Genomic DNA, 18,743 nt, shown 5'->3' on the forward strand with positions numbered 1-18,743 from the left:
CCGCGTTGCAAAGGGTTGCCATGCCTAGCCCTCAGAGTCGCACCGTCTCGCTCCCGTCCGAGCTTGAGCAGTTCATCGAGGAGCGCGTCGCGCTCGGCGCTTACGCGACGGCCGACGCGGTCATAAGCGCCGCGATCGCGCGGCTGCGCGACGAGCGGTCAGTCGACACGAAGGCAACCGCCCCATGGCTGATCGGCGGCGGAAGCTGCGGGGCGATGATCCGTGAGCGCGACTGGTCGCCGACGCCGCTCGGCGGCCTCGCCAGCTGGCCGGGATCGCTCCGCGCGACGGTCAACAACATCGTCAATTCGCCCGTCGCCAAGGTGCTGATGTGGGGCAGCGAGCACGTCATGCTTTACAACGATGCGTATAGCGTGATCGCCGGCGACAACCATCCGCGCGCGCTCGGCGGCACTGTGCGGGAGATCTGGCCCGAGATCTGGGACTTCAACAAAGCGATGTTGGCGACCGGGTTCCGCGGCGAAGTCCAGTCGCTCCCCGACCAGTCGATGGTGCTCAATCGCTACGGGAAACCCGAAACGGCGGTGTTCGACCTGTTCTACACCCCCGTCTATGACGATCACGGCGCCGTCGGCGGGGTGATGTGTACCGTCCTCGAAAATACCGAGAAGGTCGCGGCGCAACGCCTGCTCGCATGGCGCGAAGCCGAGCTGCGCACCGTCACCGACGCGATGCCGATCCTGATCTCGTATATCGATCGCGACCTGATCTATCGCTTCGCCAACAGCTATTACGAAACCTGGACCGGCCGGCCACGCAGCGAGATCATCGGCCGGTCGATCCGCGAGGTGATGGGCAACAAACTCTACCTCCGGCGCGCGCCGATGATAGCGCGCGCGCTCGCTGGCGAGGATATCACCGTCGACGACGTGATGCCGCATACCGACGGCCCACGGCGCGCGGAGATCCGCTATATCCCGCGGATCGAGGCCGACGGGTCGGTGCCGGGCTTCCACGTAATGGTGTTCGACATCGAGGAGCGCGTCCGCCGGGCTGAGGCGCTCGAGCGCGAGGCCGCGCATCGCGCGCGTGCCGAGGGGCAACTGCGCCATCTCAACGAAACGCTCGAAGCGCGCGTCATCCAGGAAATCGAGGAGCGTCGCCAGACCGAGGCGGTGCTCGCCCAGTCGCAGAAGATGGAGACGATCGGCAAGCTCACCGGCGGCGTGGCGCACGATTTCAACAATCTGCTGCAAGTCGTCTCGGGCAATCTGCAGCTGCTCGCCTTCGACGTCGCGGGCAACGCGCGTGCCGAGAAGCGCGTGACCAATGCGATGGCGGGCGTGTCGCGCGGTGCCAAGCTTGCGGCGCAACTGCTCGCCTTCGGCCGCCGCCAGGCGCTCGAGCCCAAGGTCGTCAATGTCACCCGCTTCGTGCGCGGAATGGACGACATGCTGCGCCGCGCGATCGGCGAGGGCATCGAGATCGAGACGATCGTCGGCGGCGGGCTGTGGAACACCTTTGTCGATCCGGCGCAGATCGAGAATGCCTTGCTCAACCTCGCGATCAACGCGCGCGACGCGATGGACGGCCAGGGCAAGCTGACGATCGAGCTCGGCAATGCCAGCCTAGACGATGCATACGCCCGGACGCATGCCGAGGTGACACCCGGCCAATATGTCATGCTTGCGGTCAGCGACACCGGTACCGGCATGTCACCCGACATCATCGACAAGGTGTTCGAGCCGTTCTTCTCGACCAAGAGCGAGGGCAAGGGATCGGGGCTTGGGCTGTCGATGGTCTACGGCCTCGTCAAACAGTCGGGCGGCCATGTGAAGATCTATTCGGAGCTCGGCGAAGGCACGACGATCAAGCTGTATCTTCCGCGCGCGATGGCGTCGGAAGATCTCGAGGTCGCGGCGACCGCGGGGCCGATCGTCGGCGGGACCGAGACAGTTCTGGTGGTCGAGGACGATGACGAAGTCCGCGCGACGGTGGTCGAGATGCTCGGCGAGCTTGGCTATCAAGTGCTCAAGGCGGTCGATGCCGGCAGTGCGCTGAGCGTGATCGAGAGCGGCATCCCGATCGACATGCTGTTCACCGACGTCGTCATGCCCGGCCAGCTGAAGAGCCCCGAGCTCGCGCGCCGCGCGCGCGAGCGGCTGCCCGATCTCGCGGTGCTGTTTACCTCGGGCTATACCGAGAACTCGATCGTTCATGGCGGCAAGCTCGATGCCGGGATCGACTTGCTGTCGAAGCCCTACACGCGCGAGGCGCTCGCCCGGAAATTCGAGCAAATGCTCGCCGGCCAGCGCGCGCGGCGCGGGATCGCCGAGCCCGGTGCAACCCCGCTGCCGCCCGCCGATCCGGCCTCATCGGCCCGGCCGATGGTGTTGCTCGTCGAGGACGACGCGATGATCCGCGCCGATACCGCAGCGATGCTCGAGGCGAGCGGCGTCGGCGTCGTCGAGGCGGCGAGCGCCGAGGACGCGGCGATGGCGCTGCAGACCGCCGCGATCGACGTGCTGGTGACCGACGTCAATTTGCCGGGCGTGTCGGGGCCCGAGCTCGCATCGCGCGCGCGGACGCTGCGGCCGACGGTCGGGATCGTGTTCGCCACTGGCGATGCCGAAGCCGTGGCGGGGCTCGAGGACGCGCGAACGATCGTGCTCGCCAAGCCGTATGACGCGGATGCTCTCAAACGTGCGGTGCGCGTGGCACTGGGCAGGCCCGAGCTCGTCGCGCTCGACGCCCCCGCTGCGGCGGAGCGCACAACGACAGACTAATGGTTGCGGCCCTCGATTGCCGGCGCGCTGGTCGCGACCGACCGGCATGGCGCGCAGACCATCGAAGGAACCCCGCGGCGGTCGACACGCTGTTTGCGGAGATCCTGTGCGATCAACGGCACTAGGCCATCACGGTGTTGCGCGTCGCAACGGCGACGTCGTGGCGGTTCGGTGTCTGGTCGCTCGCCGATGCAGGGCGATCGCGCGAGATTCATCGTCTGGTCGATCTGATGCAGCGGCTTGCGGCCGCGCCCGACCTTGCCATGCGCTGAGCGGCGCACGCCTCTCGACGAGGGCGCGAGGACGCCGCTGACAGCGCCCCGCGATACCGCTAGCGAAAGGCGTCCGCCGCGCCGATGTCGGCGCGTGGCGAATGCGGGTGAAGCATGATCGATTTCAAGACGGCGCTCTGGTTGACGCTCGGCGCGCTGCATCTCGCGGTGATCGTGCGTGCGATCCTGCTCGAGGGCCGCGACGCCTATGCGCGCGCGGCGTGGCTGCTGCTGCTGATCGCGCTGCCGGGGATCGGGACGGTGCTCTATCTGCTGTTCGGCGAGCCGTGGATCTCCACCGCGTTCAAGCAGCGCGCCCGCGCGGCGTACACGACGCTGTTGCCCTACGCGCCGTTGGCGCCGACGCCGATACTGTCTCCCGCGATGGAAGGCGCCTTCCGGACGTGCGAAGCGACGAGCCGGTGGCCGGTGGCAACTGGCAATACGGCGCAAGTCGCATCGGGCGCGGATGCGGCGATCACCGCGATCGTCGCCGATATCGATGCCGCGACGCGGACGGTCCATTTGTCCTTCTACATCTGGCTCGGCGATAGCAACGGCACCAAGGTCGTCGACGCCGTATGCCGCGCCGCGCGCCGCGGCGTCGCATGCCGGATCGTCGCCGACGCGATCGGCTCGCGCGCGCTGATCCGCTCGCGACAGTGGACTGCGATGCGCGACGCTGGCGCGCACGTCTACGCTTCGCTGCCCGTCCCGCTCGGGCTTGGCGTGCTTTCCGGGCATCGCACCGACTTGCGCAACCACCGCAAGATCATCGTCGTCGATGGCGGAATCACGTGGTGTGGCAGCCAGAACTGCGCCGATCCCGCCTTTCTCCCCAAGCGCCACTTCGCGCCGTGGGTCGACATCCTGATCCGCTACGAAGGCCCCGTCGCGCGCCAGGCCGAGCTGATCTTCGCGTCGGCGTGGATGGCCGAGACCGGCGAGGACATGCGCCCCGTGCTCGCAGCCGCCCCGCCTGCGCCGCGCGCCGACGGCTTCCCGGCGATCGCGGTCGGCACCGGCCCGCTGTCGCCCCATGCGACGATGACCAACATCTTCGTCGCGGTGCTCGCGGCGGCGCGCGAGCAAGCGGTGATCACCACCCCGTATTTCGCGCCCGACCCGCCCTTGCTCAACGCGATCATCGCGGCCGCGCGGCGCGGGGTGCAAGTCACGATCGTCTTTCCGCAGCGCAACGACAGTCGCATCGTCGGCGCGATCAGCCGCGCCTATTACCCGGTGCTGGCGCGCGCGGGCGTGCATATCCACGAGTTTCGCGGCGGCCTGCTCCATGCCAAGACGCTCGTCGTCGACGAGGCGCTTGGGCTCGTCGGGTCGGCCAACATGGACCGCCGGAGCCTCGACCTCAATTTCGAGAACAACGTGCTGTTCGAATCGCCCGCACTGGCGGCCGAGGTCGGCGCGCAGCAACGCCGCTGGCTCGCCGCTGCGACCGAAATCGATCATGGTGGCGTCGCCCAGCGATCGCTCCCCCGCCGCTTCGTCGACAATCTGCTGACGATGGCGGCGCCGCTGTTCTGACCGCGCCCGAACAGGGATCAGGGCGAAACGACGCTTGCCTTCACCCGCTCGAGCCCGACAGTGTCGTCGATCCGCCAGATCCTGACGGTATCCGCCCGGGGACGATGCGCCGGGAACACCGCTTCGACGATGCGAAGATTGGGTTCGACGGCGGCAGATGGCTGTCGTCGCGGCTGTTGCTGCGCGGCTGGCAGACGGGCCGTGCGCGCAAGACCGCGATGTTTGCCTGCGCGCTGTTCGCTCAGCCGATCGCGTTGGCCGCGCAGGCGCCCAGTATGTGAGCCGCGGTGCTGTCGATCGGCCTCGCGTGCGCGGCTCATCAGGGCTTTTCGATCAGCGTCTATGCACTGCCGGGCGACCTGTTCCCGCGCGGTCGCGCCGTTCGGTGATCGGGCTTGGCGGGCTGTCGGCGGGATGATCATGGCGAAGTTCGCCGGGACCATCCTCGATATGCTCGGCAGCTATCAGCCGATCTTCCTCATCGCCTCGTGCGCGTATAGCGTGGCATTCAGCGTGATCCCCTTGCTCGTTCCGCGCTATACGCCGGTTGCAGCGGAGCGGACCGGGTGACCGCCACTGACCAACCGGGAGACCGCTCGATGCTCATTCGCTCGCTTACGGCGTTGCTCGCGCTGAGCGTGCCCGCGCTCGCCACCGCCGCTCCGGCCTGCACCGCAAGCTGGAGCGCGAGCTGGGCCTCGTCGCAGCGCGATGCCGACCCGGCCGAGACCGGCATCGCCGCCAAGCTGCGCGATGCGACGCTGCGCCAGACGGTCTGGCTCTCGCGCGGCGGCAAGCGCGTGCGGATCCATCTGTCGAACCTCGTCGGGACCGCCCCGCTGACGATCGACTCGGTGCACGCGGCGCTGGCCGAGGCGAGCGGTTCGCCGAGCATCCGCGCCGGCAGCGACCATGCCGTCACGTTCGGCGGCCAATCCCAAATCAGCATACCGGCCAGCGCCGACTACGTTTCCGATCCGATCGCGCTCGAAGCTCCCGACCGCGCGACCCTGTCGATCAGCCTCCATCTGCCCGAAGCGCCCTCCGCGGTGACCAGCCACCCGGGCTCACGTACGAGCAGCTACATCGCCGCGGGCAACCATAGCGGCGACACCACGCTCGTCGGCGACCGCGTCGAGCATTGGTATTTCGCATCGGGTGTCGATGTCGCCGGCTGCGGCAGGACGATCGTCGCACTCGGCGATTCGATCACCGACGGGCACGGCGCCACCACCGACCGCGACGATCGCTGGACCGACGTGCTCGCGGCGCGGCTTCCCGCTGGATCGGGGCTGTCGCTCGTCAACCACGGGATCGGCGGCAATCGCGTGCTGCGCGACGGGCTCGGCCCCAACGCGCTCGCCCGGCTCGACCGCGACGTGCTCGCGCAAGCCGGCGTGCGCTATCTGATCGTGCTCGAGGGGGTCAACGATCTCGGCGTCCTGACGCGCGATCACCCGGTGTCCGCGGCCGAGCATGCCGCACTCGTCGCCGAGCTCGAGCAAGGCTATCGCCAGATCGTCGCGCGCGCGCGTGCCCACGGGATCAAGGTCATTGGCGCGACGATCCTGCCCGATGGCGGATCGGCCTATTATCATCCCGGCACAGCGGGCGAAGCCGATCGCCTCGCCGTGAACGCCTGGATCCGGACGTCGGGCGTGTTCGACGCAGTGGTCGATTTCGACGTGGTGATGCGCGATCCCGCCAACCCCGCCCGGCTGGCGGCGGCATTCGACTCGGGCGATGGGCTGCACCCCTCGGCCAAGGCCATGCCCGGATGGGCCAGGCGATCCCGCTTGCGCTGTTTCGCTGAGGCGACGCCGCGTCGCCGCGGGCACCGTGGCGTCGAGCATCTCCGCGACCTTGTGGCCAAGCGTGGTTGCGACGCGCAGCACGCCGACGAAGCCGACCGCCGTCCGGCATCGCTGTCAAATCGCGCGCCAAACGACACCGTCGGCATCGATCCCGACGGTCGGCGCCGCGCGGACTGCGGAGCCTGGGTCCGCTTCTTTCCACCGCGATATCCGCCGACGAAATCAGTCGCGGTGCAGCCAGCGCCTGTGGCGAGCGCGTTTAGCCTCATAGAGCGCGGCATCGGCGCGACGCCACGCCGCATTGAAGCGCTCGACCGCAGTTGCGCCATCGTCCGCCTCGTTCGTCACCGCCCCTACGCTCGCGCTGATCGATACCGTGACGCCCGCGCTCACCATGGCGCGATTGAGCGCTGTCTCGATCCGCTCGGCGACGGCTGCGACGCGGTCGTCGGTCGATTCGGGCAACAGCACTGCGAATTCGTCGCCGCCGAGCCGGGCGACATGATCGGTCGGCCGAACCGCATGGCGCAGGCGCTCAGCGACCTCGACCAGCACGGCATCCCCGACCGAATGGCCGAAGCTGTCGTTGATCGACTTGAAGCGATCCAGATCGATCGCCAGCACGCCGAGCGGCAGGCGCAATGCGGGGTCGGCAAGGCATTGGTCGAGGCCCCGCCGATTGAGCAGCCCCGTCAAGGGATCGGTTCCCGCTTCGGCTTCGGCCTTGAGTTGGCGCTCACGGTCTTCCGAGACGTCGATCGTCACGCCGACGATGCGAAGCGGGCTGCCGTCTGGCGCGCGCAGCAAGCGGCGGTCGCACCGCATCCAGCGCGGTCCTGCGATGGTCTGCAACGCATATTCGACCGACGTCTCGTCGATCGTCCCGTCGAGCAACGCCTGGACCGACGCCGCCTCGCGCGTGGGGGGCAGGATTCGCTCGGCGTAATCCGCGAGATCGGAGGAGGCACCCGTATCGCTGCCGGTGACGAAACGCTGGAACGACGGCGACATCTCGAAACGCATGCTTTCGACATCGATATGCCAGAAGCCGCCGCGCACCGCTTCCATCGCCAGCATCAGCCGCGCGGTGATCTCCTGCTGCTCGCGTTCGGCCGTGCGGCGTTCCGAAACGTCTTCGATCTGCGCGATGAGCCGCACCGGGGCGGCGCCGTCCAGCCCCCGCACCGCGGAGACGGCAAGCGTCGTGTGGACGACTTCGCCATCGCCGCGCAGATAGCGTTTGTCCATGCGATAGCCGGCGCGCCGTCCGGCGACCAACTGGCGGAATTGGCGATCGTCAGCCGCGACGTCATCGGGATGCGTGATCGCACGAAAATCGGTTCCGGTCAGCGCTTCGCTCGACCGGCCCAGCATCGTCGAGAAGGCCTCGTTGACGCGCTCCATCCGCCCATCGACGTTGATGACGACCATCCCGATCGGGGCATGATCGAAGGCATCGTCGAACATGCCTTCGGTCTCGACGATCCGCGCCTCGAGATCTTCACGAACGCTGATGTCGGTAACGAGCGCGACGACGCCAAGCACGCACCCGGCCGGATCGATATCGGGAACGTAGCTGCCTTGTACGCGGCGCGCATTGTTCCCGTCGAACAGCGTATATTCGGCAGTGACCGTCTTGCCCTGAAGCACTGCCTCGAGCCGCATTTCCACGCTTTGATAGTTCGCCTCGCCGACGATCTCGCGGCACGTCCGGCCGATGATCTGCGCGGGTTTGAGACCGCGCCACGTCGCATACGTCGCATTGGCATAGCGATACCGCAGGTCGGGTCCGAAATAGGCGACGAGCCCCGGCAACATGTCCAGCAGGCGGGAAGCGGGCGGCAGCAGCGTTTGCGTGGGCCATATCGTATCGAGGTCGAACTTGCTCATACCGTTGCATAGAGCCTGTTTCCTTAACTGATCGTACTCGTGCTGGATGCCGACGGCGCTTGCCAGCGCGGTGCGCGAGCGATGCCGCGAGCAGCGGGACGATCATCGCAGTTCGGTCCATCGACAAGACCACCGAGTGACGGGTGGGCGTGCGCTACGCCAGGATCACTACCGAACGCTGCCAGCGGCCGGCCGGATCGCGCCGCGCGTCATTTGCGTCCCTTGACCCCGAGCATCGCGATGCCCCCAGCCAGCGACAAGGCGGCAAGCGTCAGCAGCAGCGGAGCGAAGGACTGCGGGGTCGCCAGCCCCCAGGCCAATGCCGGCCCGATCAGCACTGGTGCCGTGTTCGACAGGTTGATCAGCCCCAGATCGCGTCCGCGCCGTCGTGGGTTTGGCAACAATTGCATGACGAAGCCGATCTGCAGCGTCAGAAAGACCGACCAGCCGATCGAATACAGGCCGAAGCCGATCGCCGCGACGGCCCATCCCTGCGCGCCCGCCATCACCACCAGCCCCGTCGCATCGAGCAGCGCCGCCGCGACGAGGAAGGGCTTGCGGCGTCCGATCCGGTCCGACCAGCGGCCGAGCACGAGCGCGATCGGCAACGGCACGATATTGGCGGCGAGGATCAGCCCGCCGACCTCTACCGGCACGGTGGCGCGCGCGGACGGCGCGACGAATTGCTCCATGAAGAACAGCAGGTAGGCAAACAGCACATTGCCCGCGATCTGGACGAGCAGTCGCGCAATCCAGGCAAGCCCGAGGTCGCGCGACGACGCCGCGACGGTCCGACCGCCGGGCTGCGCGGTCGGTTTGGCGGACGTCGCCAGCAGCGGGATGAGGCACAGCGTCGCGATCACCCCGATCGCCGCGAGGCGAAGCCCCAGTCCCGGCGCGGTCCAGGCGATCAACAGCGGGCCGATGGCCGCGGCAAACGGCTGCGCGGCGCCGAGCAAGCCGCTCATCACGCCCTTCTGCCGATCGAGGCTCTCCTCGGCCAGCAACGCGACGAGCGGCGCGAGCGCGGCGTTGAGCGCCACCTGAAACACCATCACCGCGACGACGAGCATTTCAGGCGTGCGCGCGACCGCGATGCCGGCGTACGAAGCGAGCGTCGCGATCAGCCCCGCCGCGATCCACGGCCGCCGCCCACCGCCGCGTTCGAGCGCGCGGTCGCTCAGCCAGCCGAAGACGATCCCCGACACGCTCGCCATTACCGCCCCGGCGATCAGCGCCGTCGCGAGCACGCCGAACCGGGCGTCCCCCGCGATCTGCTCGACCCGCAGCGGCAGCAGCAGCGTCAGCAGCGGGAGATAGGCAACGACGCATCCGGCATAGCCGAGCGCACCCAGCACCGGAACCAGCAGGGTCGATCGCGCGGCGCGGCGAGCGGAGAAGAAGCGGTCCTGATACACGGTCATACGCGCGACGCTTAGGACGTAGCACCCGCCACGGCCAAGCGTTTGAACGCGGTCAGCGGCGCGGTGCGGTCGATTGCCGCAGTTCGAGCTTCGCCGACACGATGATCGGCTGCTCGGGTGCCTCGCGTCCCGCAAGCTCGCCGATAATGAGTTCGACCGCGCGCGCGGCCAGATCGGCGATCGGCTGGTCGATCGCGGTGAGGGGCGGATGCGTGAAGCGGACGATCGGGGTGTTGTCGAAGCTGATCAGCGACACATCGTGCGGCACAGCGATCCCGCGCTCGCGGCACAGTTCGAGCGTGGCGAGCGACATCTGATCGTTGCTGGCGATGATCGCGGTCGCCGGCTCGGCCGCGTCGAGCAATGCCGCCGCTGCGGCCCGGCCCGACGCATAGCCGAAATCGCCGCGGGCGAGTAGATCGTCGGCGAGCCCCGCCGCCGCCATCGCCGCGCGCCAGCCGTCGATGCGCCACCCGCTCAACGTGTATTCGGAAGGGCCGGCGATGAAGCCGATCCGCTGATGGCCAAGCGCAATCAGGTGCTTCGTCGCCAGCTGTGCCGCGCGCTCGTCATCCATCGTCAGCGCGAAACCCGCGCCTGCGCGCCGCGAGCCGATCCGCGCGAAGCTGATCCGCTGCGCCTCGAGCAGGTCGATGATCAGCGGATTTTCCGAATGCGGCGGCGTCAGGATCACGCCGTCGGGCTGGAGCGCGGCGATCGCCCCCATCAGCTCGCGCGCGATATGGTCGCTATGCGTGTCGACCAGCTCGACGATCATGCGATAGCCGTAGGTCGCGCAAGTCAACATGCCGCCAAGCAGCATCTGGTCGACCCAGTCGGTTCCCTCACGCGCGCGCCAGTCGGCGATCGTACGCTCGCGGTCGTTGAGCGCGACGATCAGATACGAGCGCGAACCGCCCATCCGCTGCGCCGCGATCGAGGGGACGTAGCCGAGCCGGTCGATCGCTTCCTGCACCCGCGCGACCATCTCGGGCCGAACGCCGGCCTCCTTGTTGACGACACGGCTGACGGTCTGCAGCGACACCCCTGCATCCGCCGCGACATGCTTGATCGTGACGGCCTGCCGTCTGCGCGCCATCCCGCTCAGCCGCCGCAATATTGCGCGACATAGTCGGCATGCGCCGGCAACCCGGCGACGGTGCGGGCGACATTCTCGCGCAGCGTCCCCAGAAACCGCGCCAGTTCTTCATCGGGCAATTTGTCGGCGATCGGGTGATAGGCGGCAGGCTCGATCCCCTGCCCCAGCATCACTTGCACCCAGCTATTCTCGGCGAACAGTTCCTCGTTGCGCCGGAACACACGGCCGGTCTCGCGGAACAAGGCGATCTTCTGTGCCAGGCTCTCGGGCACCTCCATCGCCGCACATTGCCGCCAGAACGGGGAGTCGCGGCGGTTGGTCGCCTTGTAGTGGAGGATCAGGAAGTCGCGGATCTGCTCCATGTCGGCGAATTGCTGGTCGTTGAATTCGGCCACGTCGCGCGGCGAGATCGCGCCGCCCGGCATCATCCGGATCAGCCGCAGGATCGCGCGCTGGATGAGATGGATGCTGGTCGATTCGAGCGGCTCCATGAACCCGCCCGACAGCCCGATCGCGACGACGTTGCGGTGCCATTGCCGGCGCCGCGCGCCGGTCACGAAGCGGATGTTGTTCGGCTCGGTCAGCACCGTGCCCTCGACATTGCCGAGCAGGCGCTCGAGCGCGGCGTCGCGGTCGAGGTAGCGGCTGCAATAGACGATGCCGTTGCCGGTGCGATGCTGCAGCGGGATGCGCCACTGCCAGCCCGCATCGTGCGCCATCGCGCGCGTATAGGGAACGGGTGGCCGGACGTTCTCGGTCTGCACCGCGATCGCCGAGTCACACGGCAGAAAGTGGCTCCAGTCGTCATAGCCGGCGTGCAACGCCTGCTCGATCAGCAGCGCGCGAAAGCCGGTACAGTCGAGGAACAGGTCACCCTCGACGACCACGCCAGATTCCAGATGCAGCGCGGCGACGTCGCCGGTCTCGCCATCGAGCGCGACGCGCGCGATCTTGCCTTCGATCCGCCGCGTGCCGTCACCCTCGGCCATCCGTCGCAGGAATTGCGCATAGAGCGAGGAATCGAGCTGATAGGCGTAGTTCATCCGCTCGTCGGGGAGATGCGCGAACTTGCCCTCCATCGCGGCGACCAGCTCGAGGCAATAGGCGTCGTAAGCCGCGTCATGCCCGCGCTCGCGGCCGTTCATCCAGAAATGCTGGAAGCCGGCCGACCAATGGTCCTGCCCGGTCGTCCCGAACGAGTGGAAATACCGGTCGGTCCCGTCCTTCCAGCCATCGAACAGGATGCCGAGCTTGAAGGTCGCCTGCGTCGCGCGCATGAAATCGGCCTCGCCGATGCCGAGCAGCCGATTGTAGGTGACGAGTGGCGGGATGGTCGATTCGCCCACCCCGACGGTCCCGATCGCATCGGATTCGATCAGCGTCACTTCGGCGGTGCGGCCCATCGTCCGCGCGATCGCGGCGGCGGCCATCCAGCCCGCGGTTCCGCCCCCGGCAACGACGATACGGCGTGGGCTGGCAATCATTGGCTGAGGTTCCTGAGCAGGAAGGCGCGGATGCGGTCGGCGCTTTCCGGGGTGAGCGGGGCGAGGATGCTGCGACCCGCGTCCGGAATATGCGCGGTCACGTCGTCGCCGTTGTCGAACACGTAATAGTCGAACAGGTCGCGCCAATGCTGCTTCTGGTCGGCGGGCAAATCGCGGATCGCAAGCAACGCATGGTTGAGCGCATCCTGCGGCGAGCCCATCCAGCGCGGCGTCTCGCGCCACCAATAGTTCACCAGCACATTGAAATCGGCGAGCCCCTCGACGTGATGCCACCACAGCGCGGGGATATAGAGCGCGTCGCCCGCCTCGAGTTCGGCGACCTGGGCGTGCGCGAGCGCGTCGGGGAAACGCGGGTGCAGCTGCGCGTCGGGCGCGTGGAAATCGACCATGCTGATTGCGCGCCCGGCAGGCGTATTGTCGATCGGCCCGAGATGGAGATTACGGAACTGCTCGCGCGGGAACAGCGTGAAACGCCGCCGCCCCACGCCCACACACGCCAGATTGTTGGGCAGATCGTTATGCGCGGCGATCCGCGTCCTGGTGCCGATCCAGATGCTTGCAAGACACGTCCGATCGCCGAGATCGACATGGTTCGCCTCATACAGACCCTTGAAGAACTGGTGCATGTCGATCGAGGCGAGATAGACCGGCGGCGCCCCCGCCTTGCCTTCGATCGCGTCGATCCGCCCGAAGATGTCGGGCAGCTTGGCGCGCAGCGTGCGGAAATTCATCGCCATCGCCGCATCGTAGAACAGCCGGCCATCGCCGCCGGGCTCGCCGATCGCGACGGTGAAGGCGGTGTCGCGGTGGTGACGCAGCAGATAAGCGCGCGCGTCGCGCGACGAGCGGCGCCCCGCCTCGACCAGCGGCCAGTCCTTGACCAGCCCGCGCACGACGAACGGCGCATCGGCCGCGCGCAGCCGCGCGTCGAGCTCGGCCGCGTCGGCGACCTCGACCTCGGGCACGGACGCGAGATCCTTGAAGACGCCGGGGACGGCTTCAGCCACGCAGGTCGCCCCGTCGGCTCTTGCGCTCGACCAGCTCGGCGACGTTGGCGAGCGAAGCGAGCGCCATGAACACCGGCAGCAGATGCCCGTCGGCGTGGAGTTCCCCCAGCGCCACGGCGTCGAGCTGCTGCAGCCGTTCCTCGGCGATTCCGTGATAGCCGACCAGCCGGTTGGTGCTGCCGTCGGCGAGCGTGATCTCGAGCGTCAGCGGCTCGAGCAATTCGTGCCGCGCGAGCGCAGCAAAGAAGCCTTCGCTCGCTTGCCAGCCGGCATCGAGCTCGCCGAGCTGGGCGGCGATCGTCTCGAGATACGGCGTCGCCCGGCCGAGATCGTCGAACACGCGCACCCCCTCGCCGCCGGTCGCGACGCGGGGATGGTCGAGGTCGAGATGGATCTGCTTGTCGCCGCCCTCGGTCGCGGGATGCCCGATCAGGAAGGGCTGGATCTCGAGCGCGAGCGGACGGTAGCGGGCTTCCCACCGCTCGCCAGCGAGGAACAGGTTCTCGCCGGGTTCGAACCCGAACATCGCGAGCGCCTGGAAACGATCGCGCTGTGGGGTGAGACGAAACAGGATCGGATATTCGTTCTGCACGCGCCGAAACTCGCTCGGCACGATCAGGCACGACATCACCGCGTCGCCAAGCGCGGCACTACGCTCGGAGGTGATGCGGAGCGTTCGGTGATCGTCGCTGGTGAGCAGGACGTGGTTGGCCATCAGTTCATATGCTCCATAGCGATCGGTTGAGATGCCGCCCGGCACGCGTCGAGATACGCGCGGATCGGCGGCAGCGTCGCGACCATGCCGCGCGTGCGCTGGGCGATCGGGGCGAACGACGGTAGCGGACCGCCACGCAGCGGGCCGGGATCGGGGACCCGTGCCCCCATGCCGTACAGGATATACTGATAGCTCGCCGCCGGAAACAGCTCGTCGACCATCGGCAGATCGGCGCGCGTCGGCGGCCGGTGCTGCCACAACGCGAGCAGTTCGGCGAGGCGCGGCGGAATTGACGCCGGATCGCGGTGGTCCTGCCAATACCGCCCTTCGCGTCGGCTGAGCACGTAGTGCAGCTTGAGGAATTCGACGATCCGGTCCCAGCGATAGCGGAACAGCGTGTTGAAGCGCGCCGCCGTCAGCGGCATCGTTTCGTGCGTCGGCCAGTCGTCGAGCAGCGCGTCGAGCGCCAGCTCGATCGTCACGATCGCCGACGCCTCGAGCGGCTCGAGGAACCCCGCCGAGAGCCCGATCGCGAGGCAATTGCCGGTCCAGAAGCGTTCGCGGTGGCCCGAGCGGAAGGTCAGCCGGCGCGGCGTGATCTGTTCGGCGCTGCCAAGATATGCGCTCAGCGTTTCCAGCGCGGCGTCGTCGCTCATGTGCGCGGAGGAATAGACGCAGCCGACACCGCGCCTGGTGGGCAAGCCAATGTCCCAGATCCAGCCCGCCGCATGCGCGGTCGCGTCGGTCTGCGCGGCGATCGGGCTGTCGGCGGCGACCGGAACCTGCACCGCCAGCGCGCGATCGTTGAACAGCACGTCGCTGCGGTCGATGAACGGCACGTCGCCTACGAGCAGCGCGGCGTGGCCGGTGCAATCGAGGAACAGATCGCCTGAGACCGCGCCGGTGTCGCGGGTATTTACGGCGATCACCTCGCCCGTCGCCGTGCGATCGACACCGATCACATGATCGCGCACGTGCCGCACGCCAAGCCGTTCTGTCGCATGCCGCACCAGCAAAGCCGCGAGCTTGCCCGCATCGAGATGATAGCCATAGTTCAGCGCGCCCGCATAATCGGGCATCGATCGCTGGCGTGGCGCGAGGCACTGCCCTGCAACCTGCGATTGCGGCGTGACCACGTCGGCGAACGCGGCACCCGCGGCTTCGGCCTGCCACGCGGCGACGAGCGCGCGCGCGTCGGCTTCCAGGGGCGGCGTGAAGGGATGGAAGTAAACGTCGTCCGCCGCGCCGGTCGCCCAGCCGTGGAAGCGCGAGCCATGCTTGAACGAGGCATCGCAGGCGAGCAGGAACTCGGCCTCGCCGATCCCGATCCGCTCGAGCGTCGCGCGCATCGTCGGCCACGTCCCCTCGCCCACCCCGATCGTCGCAACGTCGGGAGATTCGACGAGGGTCACCGTGATCGGATGCGCCGCGGAGGGCCGCGCCGCCGCGGCGATACGACACGCGGCAAGCCAACCGGCGGTACCGCCACCGACGATGACGACTTTAGAGATGGCCGTATCCAATTGGCCCGTCCTGTTGCGGGGTCCGTACTCGGGCCCGGTTCGCTGACGCTTGTGCCGCGTGGCCCTGGAAAACGCCACCCTCGCATCGCGAGGGTGGCACCAGTTGCTAGAAGGAGATTCGCGCCCCCGCCGAATAGCGTGGATCCTGCTTGGTCACGAACGTGACATTGCGGTCCGAGCGGAGATGGCCGCTGCGATTCTCGCTGTTGACGTTGATCCCCTCGACGAACACCGAGATGTTCTTGGTGATCGCGTAGCTCGCGCTGACGTCGAGCTGGCCGTAGGTATTGACGTAGGTCGGGTTGACGCCGGCCCCCGCCAAATACCCCTTGCGCCAGTTATACGCGGCGCGCGCCTGCAGCCCGTTCTTGTCGTAGAACAGCACTGCGTTGGCGCTGTCCGAAAGACCCGTGATCGCGAACTGCGGCACGCTCGACGGCAAGCGGTTGTTATAGTTCTGATTGCCGCGGACGATCGTGTAATTGAGGATCGTGCCGAACCCGGTGTTCCAGAAATTGTGCTGGATCGCGAATTCGAAGCCGTCGACACTGGCGGTCTGCGCGCTGTTGAACGGCGTCTGGATCACGAAGTTGACGAGCGGATCGTTCGCCTGCGCAACGATCGTCCCATTGACCACGCCGCCCGGATAATTGGCGCCGATATAGTCGCGGATCTGGGCGAAGGTCGCATTCGCTCCGAGTGCATTGAGCGCCGCCTGATACCGCGGACCGTTCTGCGTCACGCCGTTGAACGTCGTCGTCGGCGAAGTAATGCCCGGGATCGTCTGATTGACCACGGTCGTGCTGATATAGTTCGACACGTTCTTGTGGAAATAGCCGACCGAGATGTAGCTCTCCTTGGTGTAATACCATTCTGCCGACAGATCGATGTTCTTCGACTTGAACGGGATCAGATTGGGGTTGCCGACCGAGCCGGTACCACCGCCGACCCGGAACAGCTGATCGAGCCGGCGACCGCCCTGCAGACTGCCATAGTCCGCACGGGTGATGGTGTGGCTGTACGACGCCCGCAGCTTGATCGTGTCGGTCGGCTCGATGTCGAAATCGACCGACGGGAGCCAGTTCTGATAGCTACCCTTGAACGACGTGAAACCGTTGCCGTTGAACAGGATGTTGAACTCGTTCTGCGAATTCTGCCGCGCGCCCGATGGGTTCGGCACGAGCGCGGTCGCGCTGACGTCGGTCGTTTCGTAGCGCACGCCACCGATGATGTGGCCGGGCACCGAGAACACGTCGAACTTGCCGTTGAACTGGAAGTACGGCGCGATCGTCTTCTCGCGGACGCGTGAATCGGTGGTGTACGGAAGCAGGCACTGGCCGGCCCCGCCACAGATCTTGTACGCCTGGTCGAGCAGCTTGACGACGCTTGGCAGGTCGAACGTGTAGAACGACTTGACGATGTCCGCAGAATTCGCGCCGCTGATCCCGGAGAACTTGTCGGGAATGCTGGTCAGCGTGAACAGGCTGTCGGGCAGCAATGCCGCCGCCGCCGCGCGTTGCGCCGCGCTGTCGCCGCCGGTTCCGCCCCACGTGTCGTTCTGCAACACGCTATAGGCCGAGCGGACCTTGTTGTCGGTGTATTGCACGCCCCAGTCGAGGCTTTCGAGGAAGCCGTGGCTGTGATCGTAATGCCCCTTCAGCTGGATCTGGTTGATCTCGTCGCGGAAGTAGGAATTGCGGAAGGCGTTGCCGGTCGGGACGATGTTCGCGGCATTGAGCGGATCGATGCCCGAATACATGTTGTACGAGATGACAGGCAGCTGGTTCTGGAAGTTGATCGTCTGGTTCTGGACGCCGAATACCGCGGTGCCGACCGAGTTGCTGTTGCCGTACGGGCTGTTGGGCTTCGACGTCGCGGTCGAGTGATTGACGTCGAGCACGACGGTGACCCCGCCCGGCCCCTTCCAAGTGAGGTTGCCGCCGATCGCCTTGTTCTCGCTGCGCGCCGACGTCTGCGACGCCGAATACGCCAGATCCTTGGTCTCGCCCGCGCCGAACCGCTCGGTGTAGAAGTTCGGGCCCGCGACAGGGCCGTTGGTCCACGAGCTCGACGTGTCGTTGTGGTTGTACCAGATGCCGACGCTGTTATCGCGAATGTCGACGGTGTTGCGCGAATAGGTATAGTCGAACGTCGCGGTCAGGGTGTCAGTCGGCTTGAACTGGAGAACCGCCTGCCCGTTGATGCGCTGGCGCTTGCCGTTGACGACGTCGTAGCCCGCGTTCTGCGGCACCTGATAGACGTCGGTCGCGCCCGGGCGATTGGCGATGTTGGCGGCGCGCGGGTCGCCTGGTTGCGCGAGCGAACCCCAATTGTTCTCGGCACCGAGATAGCCGTCGCGGAAGCCGACATTGGCCTGGTTCGCGCTGAAACGCCGCTCCTGGAACGAACCGAGGATGAGCACGCCGATACGATCGTCGGCGAAGGTGTCGGAGAAGATGCCCGAAACTTCGGGCGTCACGTCCTTGCCGCCATTCTGCGACGTGTCGACCACACCGCGCGCCGACAGCGAGCCGCGCATCCCCGGCTTGTCGAAGGGACGCGGGGTGCGAATGTTGATCGTCGAACCGATGCCGCCCGACGGAACGCTCGCGCGGCCCGACTTGTAGACTTCGAGCGCGGCGACGCCCTCCGAAGCGAGGTTCGCGAAATCGAACGAGCGCGAGACCGGCGCGCTGTTGCCGTCGCCGATGGTCGAGGTCGCGAGCTGGCGGCCGTTGAGCGTGACGAGATTGTACTCGGGGCCGAAGCCGCGGACGGTGACGAACTGGCCTTCGCCGTTCGATCGGTCGATCGACACGCCAGTGATGCGCTGGAGCGATTCGGCCAGGTTGGTGTCGGGGAACTTGCCGATATCCTCGGCCGAGATCGCGTCGACAATGCCCTGCGCGTTGCGCTTGAGGTTGATCGAGCTGCGGAGCGAGGCGCGGATGCCGGTGACGACGATATCGCCGCTCGCATCGGTCCCGTCTGCGGTCGCGGTGCTCTGCGTCGTCGCGGTGCCGGTAGGCGCGTCCTGTGTGGTCGACGGACCGGTGTTGCCCATCGTCGATGCCGCGTCCTGCGCAACGGCCATCATCGGATAGCCCGCGAGCGCGAGCGTCGATACGCCAAGCGCCAAACGCGTCGCCAAACGGCTGCTAAAGCCCCCCATCATCATCCTCCCTGAGCGGCGCGTTACCCC

11 protein-coding genes and 2 pseudogenes are annotated in these 18,743 nt (G+C 67.2%); 5 read left to right on the top strand and 8 right to left on the bottom strand.

Going from position 1 to position 18,743, the window contains the following annotated elements; genetic code table 11:
- Nucleotides 1–20: 20 nt before the first annotated feature.
- The 5 genes and pseudogenes from ACP7C5_RS08090 to ACP7C5_RS08110 all read left to right on the top strand — a co-directional run.
- Nucleotides 21–2,747 (top strand): response regulator, encoded by a 2,727-nt coding sequence (locus ACP7C5_RS08090; RefSeq protein ID WP_426263834.1) that lies wholly within the window; start codon nucleotides 21–23, stop codon nucleotides 2,745–2,747.
- Between the two features lie 134 nt (nucleotides 2,748–2,881).
- Nucleotides 2,882–3,019 (top strand): hypothetical protein, encoded by a 138-nt coding sequence (locus ACP7C5_RS08095; RefSeq protein ID WP_426263835.1) that lies wholly within the window; start codon nucleotides 2,882–2,884, stop codon nucleotides 3,017–3,019.
- A gap of 114 nt (nucleotides 3,020–3,133) precedes the next feature.
- On the top strand, nucleotides 3,134–4,564 hold the full coding sequence (locus ACP7C5_RS08100) for a phospholipase D-like domain-containing protein (RefSeq protein WP_426263836.1): 1,431 nt from the start codon (nucleotides 3,134–3,136) through the stop codon (nucleotides 4,562–4,564).
- A 149-nt stretch (nucleotides 4,565–4,713) separates the two neighbouring features.
- Nucleotides 4,714–5,134 (top strand): annotated as a pseudogene (locus ACP7C5_RS08105) (MFS transporter); the annotation flags it as partial.
- 29 nt (nucleotides 5,135–5,163) lie between these two features.
- A pseudogene (locus ACP7C5_RS08110) lies at nucleotides 5,164–6,276 on the top strand (SGNH/GDSL hydrolase family protein); the annotation flags it as partial.
- Nucleotides 6,277–6,600: 324 nt separating this feature from the next.
- On the opposite strand, the gene ACP7C5_RS08115 reads toward ACP7C5_RS08110, so the two are convergent.
- The 8 genes from ACP7C5_RS08115 to ACP7C5_RS08150 all read right to left on the bottom strand — a co-directional run bounded on the left by ACP7C5_RS08115 (nucleotide 6,601) and on the right by ACP7C5_RS08150 (nucleotide 18,719).
- Entirely contained in the window at nucleotides 6,601–8,268 is a 1,668-nt protein-coding gene (locus tag ACP7C5_RS08115) for a diguanylate cyclase domain-containing protein (protein ID WP_426263837.1), read from the bottom strand.
- A 209-nt stretch (nucleotides 8,269–8,477) separates the two neighbouring features.
- The gene (locus ACP7C5_RS08120; RefSeq protein ID WP_426263838.1) at nucleotides 8,478–9,692 is read right to left on the bottom strand and encodes an MFS transporter; all 1,215 of its coding nucleotides are present in this window, start codon (nucleotides 9,690–9,692) and stop codon (nucleotides 8,478–8,480) included.
- Nucleotides 9,693–9,744: 52 nt separating this feature from the next.
- Complete coding sequence (locus ACP7C5_RS08125; RefSeq protein WP_206365646.1) at nucleotides 9,745–10,791, bottom strand: LacI family DNA-binding transcriptional regulator; 1,047 nt, start codon at nucleotides 10,789–10,791, stop codon at nucleotides 9,745–9,747.
- A gap of 5 nt (nucleotides 10,792–10,796) precedes the next feature.
- Entirely contained in the window at nucleotides 10,797–12,275 is a 1,479-nt protein-coding gene (locus tag ACP7C5_RS08130; protein WP_426263839.1) for a tryptophan halogenase family protein, read from the bottom strand.
- Nucleotides 12,272–13,303, bottom strand: a complete 1,032-nt coding sequence (locus ACP7C5_RS08135; RefSeq protein WP_426263840.1) for a cupin-like domain-containing protein — start codon at nucleotides 13,301–13,303, stop codon at nucleotides 12,272–12,274. Before ACP7C5_RS08135 ends, ACP7C5_RS08130 begins: the two co-directional genes overlap by 4 nt.
- On the bottom strand, nucleotides 13,296–14,018 hold the full coding sequence (locus tag ACP7C5_RS08140) for a SapC family protein (protein WP_426263841.1): 723 nt from the start codon (nucleotides 14,016–14,018) through the stop codon (nucleotides 13,296–13,298). Before ACP7C5_RS08140 ends, ACP7C5_RS08135 begins: the two co-directional genes overlap by 8 nt.
- A complete protein-coding gene (locus ACP7C5_RS08145; protein ID WP_426263842.1) occupies nucleotides 14,018–15,541 on the bottom strand; it encodes a tryptophan halogenase family protein in 1,524 nt (507 codons plus the stop codon). Before ACP7C5_RS08145 ends, ACP7C5_RS08140 begins: the two co-directional genes overlap by 1 nt.
- Before the next feature lie 106 nt (nucleotides 15,542–15,647).
- Nucleotides 15,648–18,719: a TonB-dependent receptor gene (locus ACP7C5_RS08150; RefSeq protein ID WP_426263843.1), complete on the bottom strand. Its 3,072-nt coding sequence runs from the start codon at nucleotides 18,717–18,719 to the stop codon at nucleotides 15,648–15,650.
- Nucleotides 18,720–18,743 lie beyond the last annotated feature (24 nt).

It is taken from the genome of Sphingomonas sp. PWP1-2, from assembly GCF_049898305.1.
Classification (GTDB): domain Bacteria; phylum Pseudomonadota; class Alphaproteobacteria; order Sphingomonadales; family Sphingomonadaceae; genus Sphingomonas; species Sphingomonas glacialis.

Coding starts and splice junctions, on each gene's coding strand:
- ACP7C5_RS08090 (WP_426263834.1), top strand. CDS start 21: ATGCCTAGCCCTCAGAGTCGCACCGTCTCGCTCCCGTCCGAGCTTGAG.
- ACP7C5_RS08100 (WP_426263836.1), top strand. CDS start 3,134: ATGATCGATTTCAAGACGGCGCTCTGGTTGACGCTCGGCGCGCTGCAT.
- ACP7C5_RS08115 (WP_426263837.1), bottom strand. CDS start 8,268: ATGAGCAAGTTCGACCTCGATACGATATGGCCCACGCAAACGCTGCTG.
- ACP7C5_RS08120 (WP_426263838.1), bottom strand. CDS start 9,692: ATGACCGTGTATCAGGACCGCTTCTTCTCCGCTCGCCGCGCCGCGCGA.
- ACP7C5_RS08125 (WP_206365646.1), bottom strand. CDS start 10,791: ATGGCGCGCAGACGGCAGGCCGTCACGATCAAGCATGTCGCGGCGGAT.
- ACP7C5_RS08130 (WP_426263839.1), bottom strand. CDS start 12,275: ATGATTGCCAGCCCACGCCGTATCGTCGTTGCCGGGGGCGGAACCGCG.
- ACP7C5_RS08140 (WP_426263841.1), bottom strand. CDS start 14,018: ATGGCCAACCACGTCCTGCTCACCAGCGACGATCACCGAACGCTCCGC.
- ACP7C5_RS08150 (WP_426263843.1), bottom strand. CDS start 18,719: ATGATGATGGGGGGCTTTAGCAGCCGTTTGGCGACGCGTTTGGCGCTT.